General features: G+C 66.3%; 18 protein-coding genes. 2 read left to right on the top strand and 16 right to left on the bottom strand.

Annotated features, from left to right (window positions below):
- Positions 1-42: 42 nt before the first annotated feature.
- The 5 genes from O5K31_RS16170 to O5K31_RS16190 all read right to left on the bottom strand — a co-directional run bounded on the left by O5K31_RS16170 (position 43) and on the right by O5K31_RS16190 (position 2,777).
- Complete coding sequence (locus O5K31_RS16170; protein WP_269714776.1) at positions 43-807, bottom strand: HvfC/BufC N-terminal domain-containing protein; 765 nt, start codon at positions 805-807, stop codon at positions 43-45.
- Positions 804-1,658, bottom strand: coding sequence for an MNIO family bufferin maturase (gene bufB / locus O5K31_RS16175; protein ID WP_269714777.1), 855 nt, complete (start codon positions 1,656-1,658; stop codon positions 804-806). Before bufB ends, O5K31_RS16170 begins: the two co-directional genes overlap by 4 nt.
- A gap of 59 nt (positions 1,659-1,717) precedes the next feature.
- Entirely contained in the window at positions 1,718-1,990 is a 273-nt protein-coding gene (bufA2, locus tag O5K31_RS16180; protein WP_269714778.1) for a BufA2 family periplasmic bufferin-type metallophore, read from the bottom strand.
- Between the two features lie 80 nt (positions 1,991-2,070).
- The gene (locus O5K31_RS16185) at positions 2,071-2,511 is read right to left on the bottom strand and encodes a DoxX family protein (RefSeq protein ID WP_269714779.1); all 441 of its coding nucleotides are present in this window, start codon (positions 2,509-2,511) and stop codon (positions 2,071-2,073) included.
- 2 nt (positions 2,512-2,513) lie between these two features.
- Positions 2,514-2,777, bottom strand: a complete 264-nt coding sequence (locus tag O5K31_RS16190; protein WP_269714780.1) for a BufA1 family periplasmic bufferin-type metallophore — start codon at positions 2,775-2,777, stop codon at positions 2,514-2,516.
- 208 nt (positions 2,778-2,985) lie between these two features.
- On the opposite strand from O5K31_RS16190, the gene O5K31_RS16195 reads away from it, so the two are divergent.
- The gene (locus O5K31_RS16195; protein ID WP_269714781.1) at positions 2,986-3,525 is read left to right on the top strand and encodes a sigma-70 family RNA polymerase sigma factor; all 540 of its coding nucleotides are present in this window, start codon (positions 2,986-2,988) and stop codon (positions 3,523-3,525) included.
- A complete protein-coding gene (locus tag O5K31_RS16200; protein WP_269714782.1) occupies positions 3,522-4,160 on the top strand; it encodes a DUF1109 domain-containing protein in 639 nt (212 codons plus the stop codon). Before O5K31_RS16195 ends, O5K31_RS16200 begins: the two co-directional genes overlap by 4 nt.
- Before the next feature lie 24 nt (positions 4,161-4,184).
- Here the strand turns inward: O5K31_RS16200 and O5K31_RS16205 are convergent, their stop codons facing one another.
- The 11 genes from O5K31_RS16205 to O5K31_RS16255 form a co-directional block, all read right to left on the bottom strand.
- Positions 4,185-4,892: an ABC transporter ATP-binding protein gene (locus tag O5K31_RS16205; protein WP_269714783.1), complete on the bottom strand. Its 708-nt coding sequence runs from the start codon at positions 4,890-4,892 to the stop codon at positions 4,185-4,187.
- Between the two features lie 9 nt (positions 4,893-4,901).
- A complete protein-coding gene (locus O5K31_RS16210; RefSeq protein WP_269714784.1) occupies positions 4,902-6,290 on the bottom strand; it encodes an ABC transporter permease subunit in 1,389 nt (462 codons plus the stop codon).
- Positions 6,287-7,714, bottom strand: a complete 1,428-nt coding sequence (locus O5K31_RS16215; protein ID WP_269714785.1) for a DUF3526 domain-containing protein — start codon at positions 7,712-7,714, stop codon at positions 6,287-6,289. Before O5K31_RS16215 ends, O5K31_RS16210 begins: the two co-directional genes overlap by 4 nt.
- A gap of 12 nt (positions 7,715-7,726) precedes the next feature.
- Positions 7,727-9,895 carry a TonB-dependent siderophore receptor gene (locus tag O5K31_RS16220; RefSeq protein WP_269714786.1) on the bottom strand — a complete coding sequence of 723 codons (2,169 nt, stop codon included), beginning with the start codon at positions 9,893-9,895 and terminating at the stop codon, positions 7,727-7,729.
- A gap of 248 nt (positions 9,896-10,143) precedes the next feature.
- A complete protein-coding gene (locus tag O5K31_RS16225) occupies positions 10,144-11,028 on the bottom strand; it encodes a DUF481 domain-containing protein (RefSeq protein ID WP_269714787.1) in 885 nt (294 codons plus the stop codon).
- Positions 11,029-11,071: 43 nt separating this feature from the next.
- Positions 11,072-11,257 carry a hypothetical protein gene (locus O5K31_RS16230; RefSeq protein WP_269714788.1) on the bottom strand — a complete coding sequence of 62 codons (186 nt, stop codon included), beginning with the start codon at positions 11,255-11,257 and terminating at the stop codon, positions 11,072-11,074.
- Complete coding sequence (locus tag O5K31_RS16235) at positions 11,254-12,528, bottom strand: glycerate kinase type-2 family protein (RefSeq protein ID WP_269714789.1); 1,275 nt, start codon at positions 12,526-12,528, stop codon at positions 11,254-11,256. The genes O5K31_RS16230 and O5K31_RS16235 overlap by 4 nt, the downstream gene beginning before the upstream one ends.
- A gap of 340 nt (positions 12,529-12,868) precedes the next feature.
- A complete protein-coding gene (locus tag O5K31_RS16240) occupies positions 12,869-13,666 on the bottom strand; it encodes a glutathione S-transferase family protein (protein ID WP_269714790.1) in 798 nt (265 codons plus the stop codon).
- Between the two features lie 57 nt (positions 13,667-13,723).
- Positions 13,724-16,090 (bottom strand): TonB-dependent receptor, encoded by a 2,367-nt coding sequence (locus O5K31_RS16245; protein WP_269714791.1) that lies wholly within the window; start codon positions 16,088-16,090, stop codon positions 13,724-13,726.
- Positions 16,091-16,327: 237 nt separating this feature from the next.
- Positions 16,328-16,915, bottom strand: a complete 588-nt coding sequence (locus O5K31_RS16250; protein ID WP_269714792.1) for a TetR/AcrR family transcriptional regulator — start codon at positions 16,913-16,915, stop codon at positions 16,328-16,330.
- A gap of 162 nt (positions 16,916-17,077) precedes the next feature.
- Complete coding sequence (locus O5K31_RS16255) at positions 17,078-18,370, bottom strand: APC family permease (RefSeq protein ID WP_269714793.1); 1,293 nt, start codon at positions 18,368-18,370, stop codon at positions 17,078-17,080.
- Between the last annotated feature and the right edge of the window lie 12 nt (positions 18,371-18,382).

The raw sequence follows: 18,382 nt of genomic DNA on the forward strand, positions 1-18,382 counted from the left end.
AGCCGACGATCGCCATAGCCCCTAGCCCACGTCGCCGCCGCGTCAGGGCGCGCTCGCATCGCAACCAACCTCGACCTGGGCCAGCATCCCAGATTGCAGCAAGGTGGCCAGCAAAGCCCCCGCGATCGTGGGCCCCTCCGCGGGCCCGTGTCTGAACACAAGAAACTCGCAAAGCGCGGCGAATGATGGATCGGCTTGTAGTTGGTCGAAGGCCTGTCCTTGTGCTTCGTCGACGCCCCGAACGACGCATTTGAAATCCCGCCGCCAGACGATGATCCGCGCGGTCTGCTCCAGCGTGGATGCGGGGGGCGGCGCTGTGTGCTCTGACAGGGCGGTCCAAATATCCAGGGCGTTGGTGGTGACCGCTCTCATCCGTAAGGATGGACAAAGCCGCAGCCGCGCCCTCTCCCAATCAATCCCTTCGAGCGACTGTAGCGCGAGCGGTTTGGCGTCCCTGGCGACGAACGCCTCGCCAAGGGCGGTCTCGATCCAGGCCAGATCAGCCACCTCAGGGTCGCCGGGAAAATGGCCGACAAGGCTTTGAGCAAAGCCAGGCGCATAGGCGTCGAGCGTCCAGGCGCTGGGCGGCTGGCGGTCGATATAGGCGACGGCGGCGCCCACGAAGGCCTCCTCGCCAATCCAGGCCAGGGTGAGCGGCAAGGACTCCTGCAACGCCCCGACCAACTGTGCGCGGTAGTTGTTCTGATAGACCAGCAACCCCGGCCCCGCCCCCAGGCGATCGGCGGCCACGTCCGACCCGTCCACGAGCCAGGCTCGAAAATCGGTTTGAAGCGCCGCGAGCGTCATGCGGCGGCCTGGCGTCGCGCGGTCGCCACGCGCTCGCCGATAGCGCGAGCGACATCCAATTCATCGAGGAGTTCCTCCAGCGGCGGAATGGCGTCGTCGCGCTCGATCATGGTGGCGACGCGACCGACAAGAGCGACGGCGTGTTCGTAAAGGCGCCATACAGCGGCGCAGACAGCGGTGTCGTGGGTGTCGATCAGCAGGTCGCGTCCCTGGCTGTGTCCGGCCAGGTGAATCTGGCGCACGCGATCGGCGGGAAGCCCTTCCAGGTAAGCGAGCGCGTCCTGGCCGTGGTTCTGAGCGCTGACATAGACGTTGTTGACGTCCAAAAGCAGCTCACAGCCCGTCCGCTCGCACACCGCTCCCAGGAAGGACCACTCGCTCATCGCATCCTGGGCGAAGGCCACATAGCTGGACGGGTTCTCCACCAGCAGACGGCGGCCAAGGACATCCTGCGCCAGGTCAATATTGGCGCAGACGATGTCGAGAGTCTCGCTCGTATAGGGCAGCGGCAGAAGATCGTGCGAATTGAAAGCCCCTATCCGCGACCAGCTGAGATGATCAGAGACAAACAGGGGATCGATCTCATCGACCAGGGCTCTGAGCCGAGCCAGATAGTCGCGATCAAGGCCGTCGGCTGATCCGATGGACATAGACACCCCATGCAAGGCGACGGGAAGCTGCTCACGCACCTGGCGAAGGATGTGACGCGGCTGGCCGCCGTCGACCATGAAGTTCTCGGAAATCACCTCGACGAAGTCGAGCCGCGCCTGGCCCTGCAGGACCAGGCTGTAGTGCTCCTTGCGCAGGCCAAGGCCGTAGCCGCTGAACGGCGGATTTGAAGACGGCGTCATCACTAGACTTTCATCGAGAAAGACCACGCCCGGCGCGTGGGACCGGGCGTGGGAGCAGGCTATTTGGGCGCGGTGAGGCTGCCGCCGGCGGCGACGCAGGCGTCCTTGGTCATGGCCTTGAAGCCCTCGCCCTTGCAGTTGTTCTGGCCACGGCATTCGCTCTTGGCGGTTTTGCAGTCGCTCGTGCCCTTGCAGGTGTTGACGCCATAGCAGTGCTCAAGCTTGGCCGAGCCTTGGGGGGCCTGGGCCGAGGCGGGCGCGGCGGTTGCGGCCAGGGCCATAAAGGCGGCAGCGGCTGCGACGCTGAGGCTGACGGACTTGGTGGGGGTCATGGTTGGTTTTCCGATGTGTGGACCCTCGATGGGGCCTTTCTTCTTCGCGACCTCGACGATCGCGGTTACAGCGATGGCGATCAGGGCCGCAGAGCGGCGGGAAAGGTCAGACGATCCAGCGACCAGGCTCCCCCGCCCCGCCCGATCAGCGGCAGCAGAAGGCCGCACCAGGTCAGATGGGTTGGCCAGGCGTCGGGATAGACGAAGATCTGGATCACCAGGGTCATGACCAGCAAAGCGCCCGCCGCCGGCCGGGTCAGCAGACCCAAGACCAGCAGAATCGGAAACAGGTGCTCAGCATAGGTCGCCGCCCGGGCTGCCAGATCCGGAGCGATGAGCGGCAGGGCGTACTCGGACTCAAAGAGCACGAAGGTCGATGGCTTTAGGGTCAGCAAACCCTCGACCTTGGTGCGCCCTGACAGGAAGAACACGCTGGCCGCGCCCAACCGGGCGACCAGGAGCAGCAGCGGATCTGGCAGCATCCGCCGCGTCAGGGTCGCCCCGTGGGTCAAGACGCTCATGATCACGATTTGGGGGTCAGCGAACCGGCGCCCTTGGGCGTCTTGATCTTGGTGCAGGTCCCCTTGTCGACGAGCTTCCAGGCGTTGCCCTGGTAGTCGACCTTGGAGGTGCCCGCGCAGGAGGTGCCGGGGCCGGCGGCGCAATCGTTCTGGCCCGCCAGGGAGACGCCGTAGCATTTTTCAGTGGGTTTGGCCGGGGCCGCGTGGGCGGCGCTGGTCAGCGCCAGGGCGATGGTCGCGGCGAGCACGGCATGGGAGGTCTGCATGGTAAGTCCTTCGAAGAGCCTCTTCGCCGCGCATCAAGCGATGGGGCGGCGCATGACCTTGCGAGGCGGACAGGGCGGGTCACCAACCTTCTTCGCCGTCCGGCTTGAGCGGGTTACAAAATCATCCCGCGCCGTCGCGCCGGAAAATATTCGCTCGTGGTCGTAACCGGCGGCCACAGCCCGACGAAGGGCTAGGTAAGGAGCATGAATGGCGGCGACTGAGGCCCAGCTCAAAGCGTGGATGAACGGCGGGCTGGACGGCGACGCCGCGGCTCATGCTGAGCTATTGGCCGCCCTCGTTCCCTTGCTGCAGGTGTTCTTTCGCAGGCGCTTGCGCGACGGCCATTCCGAAGTCGAGGATCTTGTGCAGGAAACCCTGATCGCCATTCACACCCGGCGCGAGAGCTATGACCGCGATCGCGTCTTGTCGGCATGGATCTTCTCGATCGCCCGCTACAAGCTGGTGGATCATTTTCGCCGTACCCGTCGCCACGTCCCCCTGGAAGGCCTGGAGGAAATCCTGATCGCCGAAGGCTTTGAGGAGGGCTCGAACGCGCGCGTGGACGTCAATCAGCTTTTGGGGGGCCTGCCCACCAAGCAGTCGCGCGCGATCAGGCAAACCCGCCTCGACGGGCTCAGCATCACGGAAGCTGCGTCTCAAAGCGGGCTTAGCGAGTCGGACGTGAAAATCTCCGTCCACCGCGGCCTAAAGGCTGTCGCCGCTCGCCTCAGCAGAGGTTCGCGATGAGCCACGATGATCTCATCCGCCAGCTGGCGAGCCATGTCCCCGCCGTGCCCCGCCGGGCCGCTGCGCGCCGCATTACGCGCGCCATTGTCGTGGGGGGCGTGATTACGCTGGGCCTGGTGCTGCTGGGCCTGGGCGTGCGCACGGACATCACGACGGCGGTCGCCACGGCGCCATTCTGGTACAAGGCCGCCTACACCGCGTCCTTTGCGATTTGCGGCGTCATCCTTTTGCTGCAGGTCGCGCGCCCCGACACGGCCCACCTGCGCTGGGCGTGGCTTTGGCTGGTTCCGCTCGCGGTCATGGGGCTGGCTTGCGTGCTTGAGCTGGCCCGCACACCCGCCTGGAAGTGGAGCGAGCGCCTCATGCATCCTCCGTGGGCCTGTCCGCTGATCGTCCTGATCTTGTCGGCGCCGGTCTTCGCCGGACTGGTTTGGGCTTTCCGTAGACTGGCCCCCACCAACCTGCCCCTGGCGGGGGCGGCGATCGGGCTGGCGTCCGGAGCGGTGGCCGCAACGCTCTACTGCCTCTATTGCGAGGCGGTCTCGCCGCTCTACATCTTCACGCGCTATACCCTCGGGATCGGATTGGCGACCGCCGCCGGCGCTCTGGTCGGGCCTCGCATGCTGCGCTGGTGAGCGATCAAACGAGGCGGCGGCGCGCTAGACCGTAGCCATCTCCTCCAGATAAAGCGCCTCCAGGTCCGCCGCGCCGATAGCGGCGCCCTTCAGAGTGCGGCGCAGGCGGCCGGCCCGCATCAGGCCGATCTGGTCGCCGACCGCTCGGGCCCGGAAGAGGTCGTGCGTGGCCATCAAGATCGCCGCGCCACGATCGCGCTGACGCACGATCAGGTCGTGAAACTCCGCCGAGGCCTGAGGATCCAGACCCGAGGTCGGCTCGTCGAGGAGCAGGGCCTTGGCGTCCTTGGCGATGGCCAGGGCGATGCCGACCTTCTGACGCATGCCCTTTGAGTACTCTCCAGCGCGCCGATCAGCGGCCTGGGCCTGCAGTCCCGCCTCCAGCAGACATTGGCGCAGGCGTAACGCCGAGCGCTCGGGAATTTGCGCCAGATCGGCCAGATAGGTCAGGTTCTCAAGACCGGTCAGCTCCTCGTAGAGGGTGACCTGTTCGGGGATGTAGAGCAGTTGCCTGCGCGCGCCTTGCGGATCGGCGTGAACCGCCACGCCCCCTACCCGCGCCTCGCCGGCCGAGGGGGCTATGAAGCCCAAGAAGAGCTTGATGGTCGTGCTCTTGCCCGCGCCGTTCGCGCCGAGCAGGCAGAAGATTTCTCCCGGAGCGACGGACAGGTCGAGCCCGTCGAGCGCCAAGTGGGAGCCATAGGTCTTGGTCAGTGCGACAGCGGTCAGCATGATGGAGTCCTAGAGAAGGTTGCGGCGGGCCAGGATCGCGGCCGAAAGGCCCGCGAGCGCGACGGTGAACAGCCCGATCAGCGCCAGGTCGCCCACGATGTGCGCAGCGCGCGGCGCGCGCGGTTCAGCGAAGACGAAGGCGGGAACCTTGCCGTAGTCCTCAGGGGTCATGATCGCGTCGGCGGCCAGACGATCGGCCAACCAGACCAGGGTCGTGCGCTTGAAAGCCAAGGCCTGATCCTGGAAGGCCATGGCGCGGTCAGCGTCCGACCCGGCCAGGCGGTCGAGCGCGTCCTGAGCGGCGACGGGGGCAAGCAACAAGCGCACCACGTCGAGCGCGGCGCGATGGCGATCTTGCTGCGCGCGATGGGCGTTCAATCGCGGCGCCATGCGCGCTTGGTATGTCAGACGATCGCTCATGAAGCTGCGAACGCGGTCCGGGATCGCGGGCGGCGGATCGCGCAAGGGCGCGGCCTCGCGCGCCTTGACCCGTGGCGCGATCTCGGCGCGGTAGGCCATGGCCGCGGCGCGCATGTCGTTGGCCAGGCGGGCCTGCGACGGCGGCGGGGCGGCAAGGTTCACCGTCGCCAGGGCCAAGGCCGGCCCCACCGCCACCAGGGCGATCCAGGCTGCGCCACAGGCGATGGCCGCTTCGGTCGAGCGGCGAGTCAGCAGGTTGGCGACCAGGGCGACGGCCACCCAAAAGGCCCCATAGACGAAAACGATCAGGCCAAGCGTCAAAAGCCCGGCTGCGTCGCGGCCTTGAGCCATCCACAAAACCGCCATGGACCATCCGGCCATGGGCGTCAGGATAAGAAGCGCCCGAGCCAAGGCTTTGGCGGCCAAGAGCAGGCCTGGCGCGACAGGCTGCGCCAGCAACAGCGAGGACAGCCCGCTCTCGCGTTCGCGATTCCACAGATCATAGCAGCCGGCCAGCACCAGCAGGGGCGCCAACACGACGAGCACGAAGGCCAGGTCCAGCCGCCCAGCCTGACGCACGGCTGGATTGTCGACATAGACCTTGAAGGCGTCGAACAGGGTCTCGTCGCCCAGCGGCTGAAAGCGCGCCGCATAGGGATAAGCCTCGGCCTGACCGATCGAGAGCGGTGAAAGCGCGCCCGGGTCGAGGGCGATATGGAACGAGGTGGTCTGGGGGGTCAGGAAGAAGGGGGCGGCGCCCGGCGGGGCCTTGGCCAAGAGCTCCATCTTGCGCGCCACCGAGGTATCGTACTCGGCCCGAACCTGGGCGACAGTCTGGGCGCGCTCGGCGGTCCAGATCGCGCCGCTCCAGGCGCCATAGGCGGCGAGGACGGCGAACACGGCCAAGATCCACGGCAGGGCGCGATCACGCAGGCCCCGGCGAAGCTCATGGCCCAGGATGGTGACAAAAGCGTTCAAAGGCTGCGCTCCAGACGTCGTCCCGACCACATGGCCAGGCCTGTGGCGGCCAGGACCCAAAGGGCGAGAATCAAAAGGTTCAGTCGCTGCGCGCGCCAAGTTTCCGCCAGATCGGGCCTTGGCGCCTTAAAGCGCAGATGTCGGGTGATGGCGTCGACATCGGCCATGTAGGGGGCGTCGCCTGGCGGGCGGTTTTTGATGATGTCGCGGTTGAGCGTCTGGATCAGTTCGTACCGGTAGGCTTCGGCGGCCATCAAAAAGCGTTGGTGCGCGGCCCAGTCAGTCTGGGCGTAGGCGGCCGAAAGGGGGCGCGCCGCCAGGGTCGGCGCCAGCAGAGCAAAACCTCGTTGCACGTCGGCCTGGGCGGCGTAGAGAGCGCGCAGGCGCTCATAGTGGCGGCGATAGGCCTTCGTGGAGTTTTCCTCACCAAACTCCAGCGCCACGCCCGACCAGTTGATCGGCAGGTCCTCGATATCGGTCACGCCATAACGTTGCAGGGTCTTAGCTTTCAGAGCGTCCAGCCGGGCGTCGGCCGGGTCATGGCCATTGGGTCCGTTCTTGGCTTCATCGCTCACCGCCTCCTCGAAGGCCGGAGCGGTCGGGGTGGGGTGGAGCTGTTCGGCCAAGGCCGGGACGACGCGCGGGGCCAGCAGGGTCGAGAGGGCCCAGACGGTGAGCATGACCGTCAGGCAAAGCCGCGCCGAAGCCAGGCGCGCCGAGACGCCGACCGTCAGGATGGCGAAGGCGCACAGGTAAAGCCCGTAGCCGGACGCCAAGATCGCAAGCGCGCTCCATCCGCCTTCGCCGGCGGCCAGCAGGGTCGCAGAGCCGGCCACACCAAAGAGCAGAACGACGCTCAGGGCCGCAAGGCAAAGGCCAAGGGCGCGGCCCAGCACCAGCCGCGTGGTCGAGGCGCCTGACGCAACCTCCTGGCGCAGACGATCGCGCGCCGCCTCGCCCGAGAAGGCGGTGAAGCCGGCCAGGATGATCAGCAAGGGCGCAACGACCTGCAGCGCCCAGGCGGGACTAAAGCCAGCAAAACGCGACAGCGCCGCACCGCCCTCGGAGGGTCGATCACGCGAAGGGTTCTGCGCATGGCTCTCCAGGCGAACGGACGTGCCCAGTTGGTCCATCAGCCCTGGATCAAAGGCCGCCAGGGGCGAGATGTCTGGATAGACATTGCGGCCAAAGTGCGCGGCCCCGTGCGGATTGGCCTGCCCCTGCGCCGCCCAGACTTCAGCATCCTGGGCCGCCGCGGCGGCCCGCTCTTCACGCAGGGTTTGGTGGCGAGCGTAGCCGGCGGCCAAGCTGGCGAAGGCCACCAGAAGAAGGATCGCGCCCGCCCAGGCCAGACGCCGGTCGCGCAGCATCAGGCGCAGTTGCGTGGCGGCCGCGGCGATGATGATCGAAGAGGGACGGGCCATGGCGCCGCCCCCTTAAAAGCGCGCGCGAAGCGCGACGGTGATGTTCCGCGGATCGCCGTAGGTGTTGTAGGTGTTGGGCCCGCCGATCCGAGCGTAATAGACCTTGTCGAACACGTTGTTGAGCGAGGCCGATAGGGCGATCTTGGGCGTTAAAGCATAGCCTGCGTGCAGGCTGAAGATGGCGTACGGGTCCTGCTCTCGCACCCCGGCCACCCCTGCCCCGATGAAGGTGCTTTGGGCGTGCATGCCCGCCGCGATCCATCCCCGGCTCCAGCCCGCGGCGCTTGGCGTGTACTTGGCGAAGGCCTTGAGGGTGTGCTTGGGCTCCCAGGTGTCGAAGGCAGCGCCCACCAGGCTGGCGTTGGAGTTGGCTAGGTGCTCGGTCTCGAGGAAGGAATAGCCGAACGAGAGATCCACGCCGGTCATCGGCCGGCCGGTGATCTCCAGATCGGCGCCGCGAACTTCAACCTCGCCCAGTTGTAGGAAGAAGCCCGGATGGGCCACGTCCGCGAAGGAGCGGTTTACGTCGCGCGTGCGGAAGATGGCGAGTGAGGCGTTCAGGCCCTCGTTGAAGAACGTCCCTTTCACGCCCCCCTCGATCTGCTTTCCCACCCGAGGGTCCAGGGGCGTGCCGCCGCCCGCATCCCACTTCAGAGCGGTTTGCGGAACGAAGATGTCCGAATAGCTGCCGTATAGGGTGATGTTGGGGCGCAGGTAGTAGACCAGCCCCCCATAGGGGGTCACGACGTCCTCCTCCTTGCCCTGGCTGGCGAAGTTGGTGGGGTTGGGATTGGGGGCGGTGGTGCGGAACTTGGAGTCAAAGTCGCTCAGGCGCGCGCCCAGGACCAGGCTCAGGCCGTCGAGGATTTCAAATCGGCCCTGACCGTAGAAACCGGTCTGTTCGGTGCGGGTGTGTCCGCCGTTGTTGTGGACGAAGTTGGGGCGCGGAACGGCGGCGGCCTCGGCGAGCGATATGCCCGCGGCCGCCGGCGTGCCGGTATAGGCGATGTTGCTGACGCCCGTATTTTTCTGCTCGTAGAGCTCGTAGCTGTAGCCGAGCGTCAGCAGGTGATCGCGGCCCAGAAACTTCAGCGGGCCCGAAGCGTATAGGTCCACGCCCGTGCGGTCGGTCGTGCCGTCGTTGTCGCGGCGATTGTAGCTGGAGAAGCGGCCAGTCACCGGGTTCAGACCGATGCCGGGCGTGGGGTAGCCGTCGTTGAAGATCTTGCGCTGCTCGCGATAGGTCGCCTTGGCGCGCAGCACCCAATCATTGTCCAGTTCGTGGCGCAGATCGGCGGCGTATTCGAGGGTCTCGTAGACGTTGAGATTCCAGTCCGGATACTGATTGGTCGAGCGCGGCACGTCCAAGAACTGGTTGTGCGACGGGTGACCGGCCAGGGCGTAGTTGGCCAGGCCCATGCTCAGGGCCTCGCCCCGATCATCCTGGTAGGTGATCATGGCCGAGGCCAGGGTGTGATCGGTGATGTCCAGATCCAAGGCCCCGTAGGCGACGACCTTTTCCTCGTGCGAGCGATCGGTGAAGAAGTCGCGCTCCAGGTACGATCCGGCGAAGCGACCACGAAGCCGTCCATCGAGCGCCAGCGGCCCGCCGATATCGGCTTCCACGCGATAGTTGTTCCAGGTTCCGGCAGAAGCGGCGACGGTGGCGAAGAACTCGCCGGGCGCGCGCTTGCGGACGAAATTGGCCGTGCCGCTAGGCTGACCCGACCCTTTGAAAATGCCGGCAGGACCCCGCAGAACCTCGATCTGCTCATAGACCACAAGATCAAATTCCTGAGCCTGGCCGCTATTCCAGGCCGGGATGCCGTCATAGGAGACGTCCAACAGATAGCCGCGAGACCGGATCTGACCGATCAGACCGTCCCAGGTGCTGACATAGACGCCAGGGACCTGAGCCAGGGCGTCGACCATGGTCACCAGGTTCTGGTCCTGGATGCGTTGCTGGGTGATGACGCTGATGGTGTTGGGCACTTCAAGCACCGACACCGGCTCCTTACCGCCGACGGTGACCGTCTTGGCGACATAGCCTCCCTTGGCGCCTTCGACGGTCACCGAGCTCACAGCGGTGTCCGCCGCTTCCGCCCATGCCGGAGCGGCGTTCGCGCAAAGCAGCACAGATAGGCCGGCGCCCGCCAAGGCGCGGTATTTGAACGATTGCATGCAAAGCCCCCGAGCGGGCCGCAAAGCGACCCCGCCCTTACTGATATGATATAACATACCTCCTAGCGATGGGAGAGCTTGAGTGCAACCGTCTCCCCGCGCCGGGGCGGGCGCGGCCAAGGATGACTGGAATCTGGACGCTGATCGCGGAGCGCTGAGCGATCCTTCAGCACCGGATCGTTAGCCAGCAGGCCCGAAGGCCGCAACGTGGAGGTCGCCCGCCGTCAGCGGCGGCCGGTTGCGTTCAGTCAGAAGGCGTAGACCACGCTTAAGCGCGTGGTGGTGTCGGTCTTGTCCAACGGGATGGGCGGGCTCGTCTCGTGCTTGACCAGGACCGAGGCCTGGGTGGCCAGATTGCCGATCAGCTTGAAGGTGAGCGAGGTGGTGGAGGTCAGGGTGCTGTTGTCGTCTTGAACATAAGACGAGGTGTCGTTCGACAAGACGACGCCGTCACGGGGACGCCAAGCGGCCTTAAGGGCGGCGCGGAAGGCGAAGGTGCGATCTTGGCTCCCGTCAACCAGCCAGGTCTGACGCCAACCTGGCCCACCCTCCAGATCCAGATCGATGTCAGTTCGGTCGATGGCCGAATAGCCCAGGCCGAGCGCCTCGCTGAACCGGCGGTCAAAGCCTGCGACATGGTCCTGCTCCCAGCCGAGAACACCCAGCGTGTAGCCCCGCTCGCCAAATCGCCGGTTCAATTGGTAGCCGGCCATGTAGCGCTCGCGCGACACCACTCCGTTCTCGCGCGAATAGTCGGCCGAAGCCTTGAGCTCGTTGCGCCAGATGGCGGTCTCGCGCGCCAGCGACAGCCCAAGGTTGGCGCCAAGGCTGTCATTGTTGCCTGTGGTGACGGCGCCGCCCGCGCGCACCTCGCCCTTCCAGCGCGGGGCAGGCGGCGGAGGAGGCGGCTCCGGGAGCGTGGCGACGACGACCGGCGCCGGCGGGGCTTCTTTAGGAGCGCCGCCCAGCTCGGCGACAAGGCTATCGACCTGCGGGACAAGTTCGGGATGGGCCTGCCGGGCTAGCTCGGCGACCGACGAGAGCAGACGGGCGTCGCCGGTCTCGCCCGCCGCGCGGATCATCCTGATGACCGGATCGGGCAGGCTCTGGCCCATGGCGGGCCCAAAGATCATGCTCAGCCCCAAGGCGATCGACAGCGCCCTCATCCCATCTCCCCTATGTCCGCCACGCCCCTTCCTGCCCGGCGAAGTCGGCGACAAAACGGCGATGGCCTTGCATCGACATCCGCATCGAGCCGCCGGCCGATCCGCAGGTGATGATCGGCTGCAACCACGACAAGGCGTCATCGGCCTGATGGCGGTCCGGATTTTGCGCTTGGAAGCATCGGGCGCGCTTGATCAAATCTGCGCTCCCTGGCCAGGGCCGCCGATCAAGATGGCGCGAAAATCGTTGACGTTGGTGCGGGTGGGGCCGGTGAAGATCAGGGCGTCCAGCGCCTCGAAGAAGCCATAGGCGTCATTGGCCTTCAGGCTCTGCTCGGCGCTCAAGCCGCGGTCCGTAGCGCGCGCGAGGATATCGGGTCCGATGGCGGCGCCGGCATTGTCCTCCACCCCGTCGATGCCGTCGGTGTCGGCCGCCAGGGCGTGGACGCCCCGAGCGCCCTCAAGGTGCTTGGCCAAGGCTAGGAGATACTCGCTATTGCGCCCGCCCCGTCCTGCGCCCTTGACGGTGACCGAGGTCTCGCCGCCGCTGAGGATGACCTTTGGCTGCGCATCCAAGGGCTGCTTGGCCGCGATCGACCGGGCCAAGATCGCATGAGCCCGCCCGACCTCGCGCGCCTCGCCCTCGATGCTGTCGCCAAGCAAGATCGGCGAGATTCCATGTCGCTCGGCGAAAGCCGCCGCGGCCTGAAGGGACTGGGCGGGCGTGGCGATCAGCACATAGTCGTCGCCCTTGCTCGCGCGCAGTCGCGGGCTTTGACTGCGAGGATCGGCCAACCAAGCCAGGATGGAGGCGGGCGTGGCCACCTTCCACGCTCGCAATATCTCCAGGGCGTCGGCGCTCGTGGTCTGGTCCTCGACCGTGGGACCTGACGCGATCATCTGAGGATCGTCCCCCGGCACGTCCGAAATCGCCAAGGTCACAAAGCGCGCCGGCCAGGCGGCTTGCCGCAGGCGTCCGCCCTTGATGAGGGAAAGGTGCTTTCGAACGGTGTTGATCTGGCTGATGGCGGCGCCGCTGGCCAAAAGGGCGGCGGTCACGCGCCGCTTGTCGTCCAGGCTCACGCCGGGCGGCGGCGCGGCGAGCAGGGCCGAGCCTCCGCCCGACAGGAGGCAGATGACAAGATCGTCCCTCGTCAGGCCGGCGCAAAGCTCAAGCATCCGCTGGGCGGCGATCAGGCTCTGCTCGTCGGGGTTAGGGTGGGCGGCCTCAATCACCTCGATCCGCCGACAGGGCGCGCCGTGGCCGTAACGGGTGACCACCACGCCCTGCAAGGGGCCAGGCCATTGTGTTTCCAGAGCCAGCGCCATGGAGGCAGCCGCCTTGCCGGCGCCCACGACGATCGTACGTCCGCTTGGCGGCGCGGGCAGGTTGCGCGGCAAGCAGTAGCGTGGGTCAGCCGCCGCGACGGCGGTCTCGAACATCTGGCGAAGGAGGCTTTGCGGATTCACGGCGATCGATCTTTATCCTCAAAAGATATCGCCGCGCCCCCGACCTTAGCCAATGCCGGGGGCGCATCGAACGATCCTGGCTCGTCTACATGCTCATATTGACGGTCACGCCGAAGGTGCGCGGCGGGGCGTAGGCTCCTCGAGGCGAGCTAGAAGGCGCGCGATAGAGCTCAGGCCAGAGGCCGCCGCGCCCGAGACGGCCGCGCCGAAATAAGCCCGCATGTATTTCGTCGGCCCAGACATAGCTGGCTCTTGCACGAACGGACCGAGCGCGACCTCGGCGCAGACTTCATCGTCCCAGCCGAGGTGACCGACAAATACCGATTGAAGGGCCAGCCGATCAGCGCTGCAGAGGATTGCCCTCCCGCGGCCCGGAGGGCGCGTGCTGAGGCAGGCGCGGCAGGCTGCCGATCATGCCATCGGGGCGCGCCTTGGCGAGCATGCGCTGGTAGGCGGGACGCGCCTCGATCTTGGCCTTCCAGGCTGCGATGGCGGGAAACTGGGCCACATCCACCAGGTTAAGGCCCGTCGCGGCGTTGAGCGGGAACATCATCATGATGTCGGCGCCGGAGAACGCCGCCCCGCCAAACCAAGGGCGCTTGGCGATGAAGTTCTCAGCGAACTGCACGACCGCTTCGGAATCGACCAGACGCGAGCGCTGCTTGGGCGGCTGGGCGGTCCACGCGCGATAATCGGAGAACAGCCGCGCGGCCAGGCTGCCTTCCGCAAAATGCATCCACATCAGGTGATCGGGATAGTCGGCGCTGTCGAGGGCGGGCTGCAGCCGGCCGCCGGCGTGCCGGTTGAGGATGAGTTCGATGATGGAGCCCGACTCCACCAGGATCTGGTCGCCATAGGTGACCGTGGGGGCCATGGGCACGACGGGGCTGAACTGGCGGATCATGGCCATGGACCCGGCCAGATCGCCGCGCTTGAACTTCAGCTCATAGGGAAGCGCCAGCTCTTCCATGAGCCAGACCAGGCGCTCCGATCGCCGCCCCTCCAGATGGTAGATGGTCACCCGCGGCATGGGCGCGCCCCCCTTGGGGCCTGTCTTGGCGGCCGCGTGAGCCAAAGGTGCGGCGGCCAGGCCCGCCAGGGCGGCCAGCGAAGCGCGGCGGCTTGTGGTGTGTTTCATGTCTCGTTCCCTAGGGTTCTTACTGGTTGTCGGGCGTCAGGTCGGTCGGCCCTGCGCCTAGAAGGCCACGTCAAGGCTGACCCCGACGCGCCTTGCGGAGTCGGGGCTGAAATATTGGACATAGCCGCCGGGATTGAGCGCGGTGACCGGCGAGGGCGTGATCTGAGCGGCGTAACGCTTGTCCAGGAGATTGCTGGCGTAGAGCGCCACGCTCCAGGCCTTGTCCGGCGCCGAGACGCCCAGCCGCCCGCCCAGCAGGCCATAAGCCTTCTGGACCGAGCCCGGATCGCCATTGGCCGCGTAATTGACGTCGCTTTGCCAGTTCCAGTTGGCCTGGAAGAAGCCGCGCAGGCCCGGGGTCACCTGGCGTTCATAGGCCAAGGTCGCGCCGTAGACCCACTCGGGCACGCCCGCCAGCGGCAAGCCAGCGGCGTTGAAGAAGCCGTCGATGGAGGAGGGGTTGGCGGGCGGGGCGCTGCAGGGGCCGCCCTGGGCGATCTTGGGCTGGCCGAAGTAACATTGGACGCCGTTGAAGTCAGCGTAGCGAGCGTGGGTGTAGGCCACCCCGGCCGTCAAGGTCAGGTCGGCGGTGGGGCGGGCCATCAGATTGGCCTCGATCCCGCGCGTCTTGATCTTGCCGGCGTTGGTGATGCGCGACGAATAGGTGGCGCTGGACAGATCGGAGACCTGCGCCTGGAAGTCCTTGACCACGGTCGAATAGACATTGGCGTTGACGATGAGGCGCCGGTCCAGGAAGGCGGCCTTGATCCCCGCCTCGTAGCTGGTGGGGATTTCCGGCTGCACGGTCTGGTCGGCCAGAGTGTTGGCTGCGCTCAGACCGCTAAAGCCAGGCCCCTTATAGCCGCGCGAGACGGTGGCGTAGGCCATGATGTCGTCGCTGAAATTGTACCGCGGCCCCACCCGCCAGGAGACGTTGGTGTTGTCGACATCTTGATGCAGGGTGACGGCGACCGAGCCTGGAATGAAGACCGCGCCAGGGGTCTGGGCGCGGTGATAATCGAGACTGAGCTCGTCACGGGTAAGGCGGGCGCCAGCGATCAAGTCCAGCTTTTGGGTGATGTGAAGCCCCACCTGCCCGAAGGCGGCCATGCTCTTTGAGTTTATGTCGTTGTAGGTGGTCGTCTCAAAGACGGTTCCCAGCGGCGCGCCCGGGACGATCGGCACGACCGCGCCGTTGGTCAGGGGGGTGATCCAGCTCAGCTGCCCGCGCTGACGGATCAGGGAGGAGGCCTTGGAGCGATAGAGGTAGAGGCCGGCGACATAGTCGAAGCGCTCGCCGATAGGCGAGGTCAGACGCAGCTCCTGGCTCCACCAGTCGGTCTTGCCCGCGCCGCCGTTGACGTCGACATAGCTGACCGTGGTCAGGTCGCCGTCATAGAAGCCAGACCGCTTGACCGACCGATAGGCGCTGATGGAGGTCAAGGTCAGGTCCCCCAGCTCGTAATCGATCTGAGCCTGGGCGCCTTGCGCGGTCGACTTGCCGTCGAAGGGTCCGTTGGCGGCGACGTCCAGGTTCTTGGGACCCGCCACAATTCCATAGCGGGCGTTGATGACCGCCGGCGCATAGCCTGGGGTGACCTTGCGCCAAGTCGAGGCGCAGCAGAACGCCTGGTTCTCGGTGCGGTCGGCCGCCAGATAAATGTTCAGATCATCGCGCGGGCGCCACAGGAACTTCAGGGTCAGGGTGCTGACGTCCTGGGGATCGGTCTGGGCGTTGTCCTTGGCGACGTTGCGGATCAGACCATCGCGCGCGTTGTGGGTGGCCACGATGCGCAAGGCGGCGTCATCTCCCACGGCGACATTGCCGATCGCGCGCAGGATCTGTTCGCCACGCTCGCCAAACTGCAGGTGCAACTGGCCGCTGTCTTCGCCAAGCCTTGGCCGGTTGGTGATGAAGTGGACCAGGCCCGCTGAGGCGTTCTTGCCAAAGAGCATGCCTTGTGGACCGCGCAAGATCTCCACGCGCTCCACATCGGCCAGGGTGGCCAGGCTGGCTGGATCGGCCAGGACCACACCGTCGACGACGGTGGAGATGCTCTGCTCGATGCCCGCTGAGAAGCTGCTGGTGCCCACGCCGCGGATGGTCAGGCCCGACGCGCTGCTGCTGAGGCTTTGCTTGAAGCGCACGCTGGGGTCGATCAGCGACAACTGCTGCGGCTGGGTGATGTTCAGGGCCTCCAGCGCCTCACCGCGCGCGGCGGTGATGGCCAGCGGCACGTCCTGGACGTTCTCGGCCCGCTTTTGGGCGGTCACCATGATCTCATCGATGGCGACAGCCTCCTGGCTGGAGGCTGGTGCGACGGCCTGAGCCAGGGCTTGTTCAGGCCCGGCCGAGACGGCGGCGCAGGCGCAGCTGGCCAAAAGGCTGGCGCGTAGGGGTGACAGACGTCCTTTGACATTCATTGGCGGCGTTCCTCTCCGGTGGGCCGCTTTGCGACCGCGTTCTTGGCGCACCCTCAGACAGCCGTCGCCGTTCGCTCGCGCGCAGGGCGCGGCGTCGCCCAAGCGGTTGGTGGCCGCCTGAGCCGGGACAACAAGTCGGTGGCTACTTAAGTAACGGTATCGTCACTTAATGGGTCTCGCAACGCCTTTTTAAACGCGCGTTTTGCCGCGTAGCGAAGTGCGAGCGCGTGTTTGGGTTCAGGTTTTCGGCGGTGCGTATTTGGCCTTCAGAGCCTCGGCGCCAGCCAAGACCGCAAGGGTGATCGTGTCGATCAGCTCCTCGTCGCCCTCACCCGTTCGCGACGCCAAGACGCCGGCCAGACCAGCGACCATGAACCATGCATATTGCCGCGCCTGGGGCTCGGGCAGGCGATAGGCCCTTTGCAGGCCCGCGCTCCAGCCGGCGGCGTCGGCTTGGCGAATGGCCTTGGCGCGTTCGGCCAGGGGCCCATGGTCGCTGGTCAGCCGCATGAAGAGTTCGCCCCGCTCATCGACCTTGCGGAACCATTGCTTGAGGGCCCCGCGCACCCAAGCCTCGAAGTTGGGCTTTGCGGGAAGGTCGGCGGCCAGACGTTCGACATAGACTTGCGTCTCGCGCTCGAAGAGGGCTTCGAGCAGGGCGTCGCGGTCGGCGAAATAGCGGTAGCCCAAGGACTTATTGACCCCGGTGCGCGCGGCCACGCCATCCATGGTCACGGCCCAAACGCCCTGTTCGATGACGATCTGCGCGGCGGCGTCGAGGAAGCGCTCGCGGCGCTCGGGGCCCTTCAATCGGGTTTGCGTCAACCTAGCCTCTGTGACGGAGCCTGCCGCCCGATACGCCCGTTCGGCGCGCCCGCAACCAGATCAGGCGGCTTTGACCGGCTAGGCGACCATAACCCACGTCACAAGGATCGCCAAAGAGGCGTCACTCAGGGCCCCGGCCGGCGTCGCTCGGGCGGGAAAAGACTAGGCGCGCGCCTTGGCTGCGCGCCAGCCATAGTAGGCCAGACCGATCGTGAGCCAGACGGCGAGCAGGCCATAGGGCCGCCAGTCCGTGCCAAAGCCAAGTCCCCCGATCAGGACGGCCGCGACGCAGCCCAGGGCGGCCAGCACCTTGACCGTGCTGCGCTTGAATTTCAGCCGCGCCGCGGCATGAACCTCTGGGTGAGCGCGCGCCACGTTGAACGCCGCCAAGCAGGTGCCAAAGTACTTCATCATGGTGGGCACGTTCACCGCCAAGAGCAAGAACAGCAAGCTCGACGGCAAGAACACCGCCGCCACGCAACCACAAAGCGCCACGATGCTGGCCACATGGGGCGTGCCAAATTTGGGATGGATCTTGCCCAGGGGCGCGGGCAACACCCCCGCCCGGCCCATGGCGAACAGGAAGCGCGAATAGACCAGGAAGACAGCGTTCATGGATTTGGTCAGGGAAAAGACCGCCGCCGTCACGATCAGGGGCGTTGCAATCGGACCCAGCACGGCTTTGGCCGCATCTAGCAAAGGCGCCTCGCTGGCGGCCAGCGCCTGCGATCCAATCGCGCTCATGGCCGCGAAGGTGACCGACAGATAGACGACCATGGTCAAGATGAGCGCGCCAGCCATGCCCAGCGGAATCTTGCGCTCAGCGTCCTCGACCTCCTCGCCCACTTCTGTCGCCGTCTCGATGCCCAGGAAGAGTTGGATCATCAGCGGCAGAGCCGCCAGGATCGGCAGGATGCCCCCTTGCGTCGCCTCGACGAAAAGCTGGGGTTCAAACCGAGGCGCGGCCGCGAAGACGAAGATGGCCAAGGCGCCCAGCAGCAGGATCATCAACACCGTCTGGGCGCGCGCGGCGACCGCCACGCCCACATAGTTGAGCGCGAAGATGAGGGCGAAAAACCCCAGGATGGTCGGAGTCGGCGCCAGCGGCACAACCATGGACAGGTAGTTGAGGAGCACCCGGGCCAGGACGATCATCACGACGGCATTGGAGAGCACGCGCATCCAGACGATGGCGAAGGCAAGCGTCGGACTGGTGAAGCGTCTTTGCCACTCAAAGGAAGCGGCGGTGAGCGGGGCGGTCGACGACAGGTACGCATAGACCAGCGCAAATAGCCCCATGGGCACGGCCGCCAGGATGGTGGCGATCAAGATGCCGTCGCCGCCGACCTTGGCGGCGGGGCCCAGCACCGTGAAGATGGCCGCGCCGATCGCCGTTCCCGCCCCCAGCATGACAAGGTCGATCAGGCGCACGCTATGGCGAAGCTTAGCGGTCATCGGCGGTCGGCT

Origin of the sequence: Caulobacter sp. NIBR2454, assembly GCF_027474405.1 — a bacterium.
Lineage (GTDB): Bacteria > Pseudomonadota > Alphaproteobacteria > Caulobacterales > Caulobacteraceae > Caulobacter.

Coding starts and splice junctions, on each gene's coding strand:
- O5K31_RS16205 (WP_269714783.1), bottom strand. CDS start 4,892: ATGCTGACCGCTGTCGCACTGACCAAGACCTATGGCTCCCACTTGGCG.
- O5K31_RS16245 (WP_269714791.1), bottom strand. CDS start 16,090: ATGAATGTCAAAGGACGTCTGTCACCCCTACGCGCCAGCCTTTTGGCC.
- bufA2 (WP_269714778.1), bottom strand. CDS start 1,990: ATGACCCCCACCAAGTCCGTCAGCCTCAGCGTCGCAGCCGCTGCCGCC.
- O5K31_RS16170 (WP_269714776.1), bottom strand. CDS start 807: ATGACGCTCGCGGCGCTTCAAACCGATTTTCGAGCCTGGCTCGTGGAC.
- O5K31_RS16200 (WP_269714782.1), top strand. CDS start 3,522: ATGAGCCACGATGATCTCATCCGCCAGCTGGCGAGCCATGTCCCCGCC.
- bufB (WP_269714777.1), bottom strand. CDS start 1,658: ATGACGCCGTCTTCAAATCCGCCGTTCAGCGGCTACGGCCTTGGCCTG.
- O5K31_RS16195 (WP_269714781.1), top strand. CDS start 2,986: ATGGCGGCGACTGAGGCCCAGCTCAAAGCGTGGATGAACGGCGGGCTG.
- O5K31_RS16220 (WP_269714786.1), bottom strand. CDS start 9,895: ATGCAATCGTTCAAATACCGCGCCTTGGCGGGCGCCGGCCTATCTGTG.
- O5K31_RS16255 (WP_269714793.1), bottom strand. CDS start 18,370: ATGACCGCTAAGCTTCGCCATAGCGTGCGCCTGATCGACCTTGTCATG.
- O5K31_RS16185 (WP_269714779.1), bottom strand. CDS start 2,511: ATGAGCGTCTTGACCCACGGGGCGACCCTGACGCGGCGGATGCTGCCA.
- O5K31_RS16225 (WP_269714787.1), bottom strand. CDS start 11,028: ATGATCTTTGGGCCCGCCATGGGCCAGAGCCTGCCCGATCCGGTCATC.
- O5K31_RS16240 (WP_269714790.1), bottom strand. CDS start 13,666: ATGAAACACACCACAAGCCGCCGCGCTTCGCTGGCCGCCCTGGCGGGC.
- O5K31_RS16190 (WP_269714780.1), bottom strand. CDS start 2,777: ATGCAGACCTCCCATGCCGTGCTCGCCGCGACCATCGCCCTGGCGCTG.
- O5K31_RS16215 (WP_269714785.1), bottom strand. CDS start 7,714: ATGGCCCGTCCCTCTTCGATCATCATCGCCGCGGCCGCCACGCAACTG.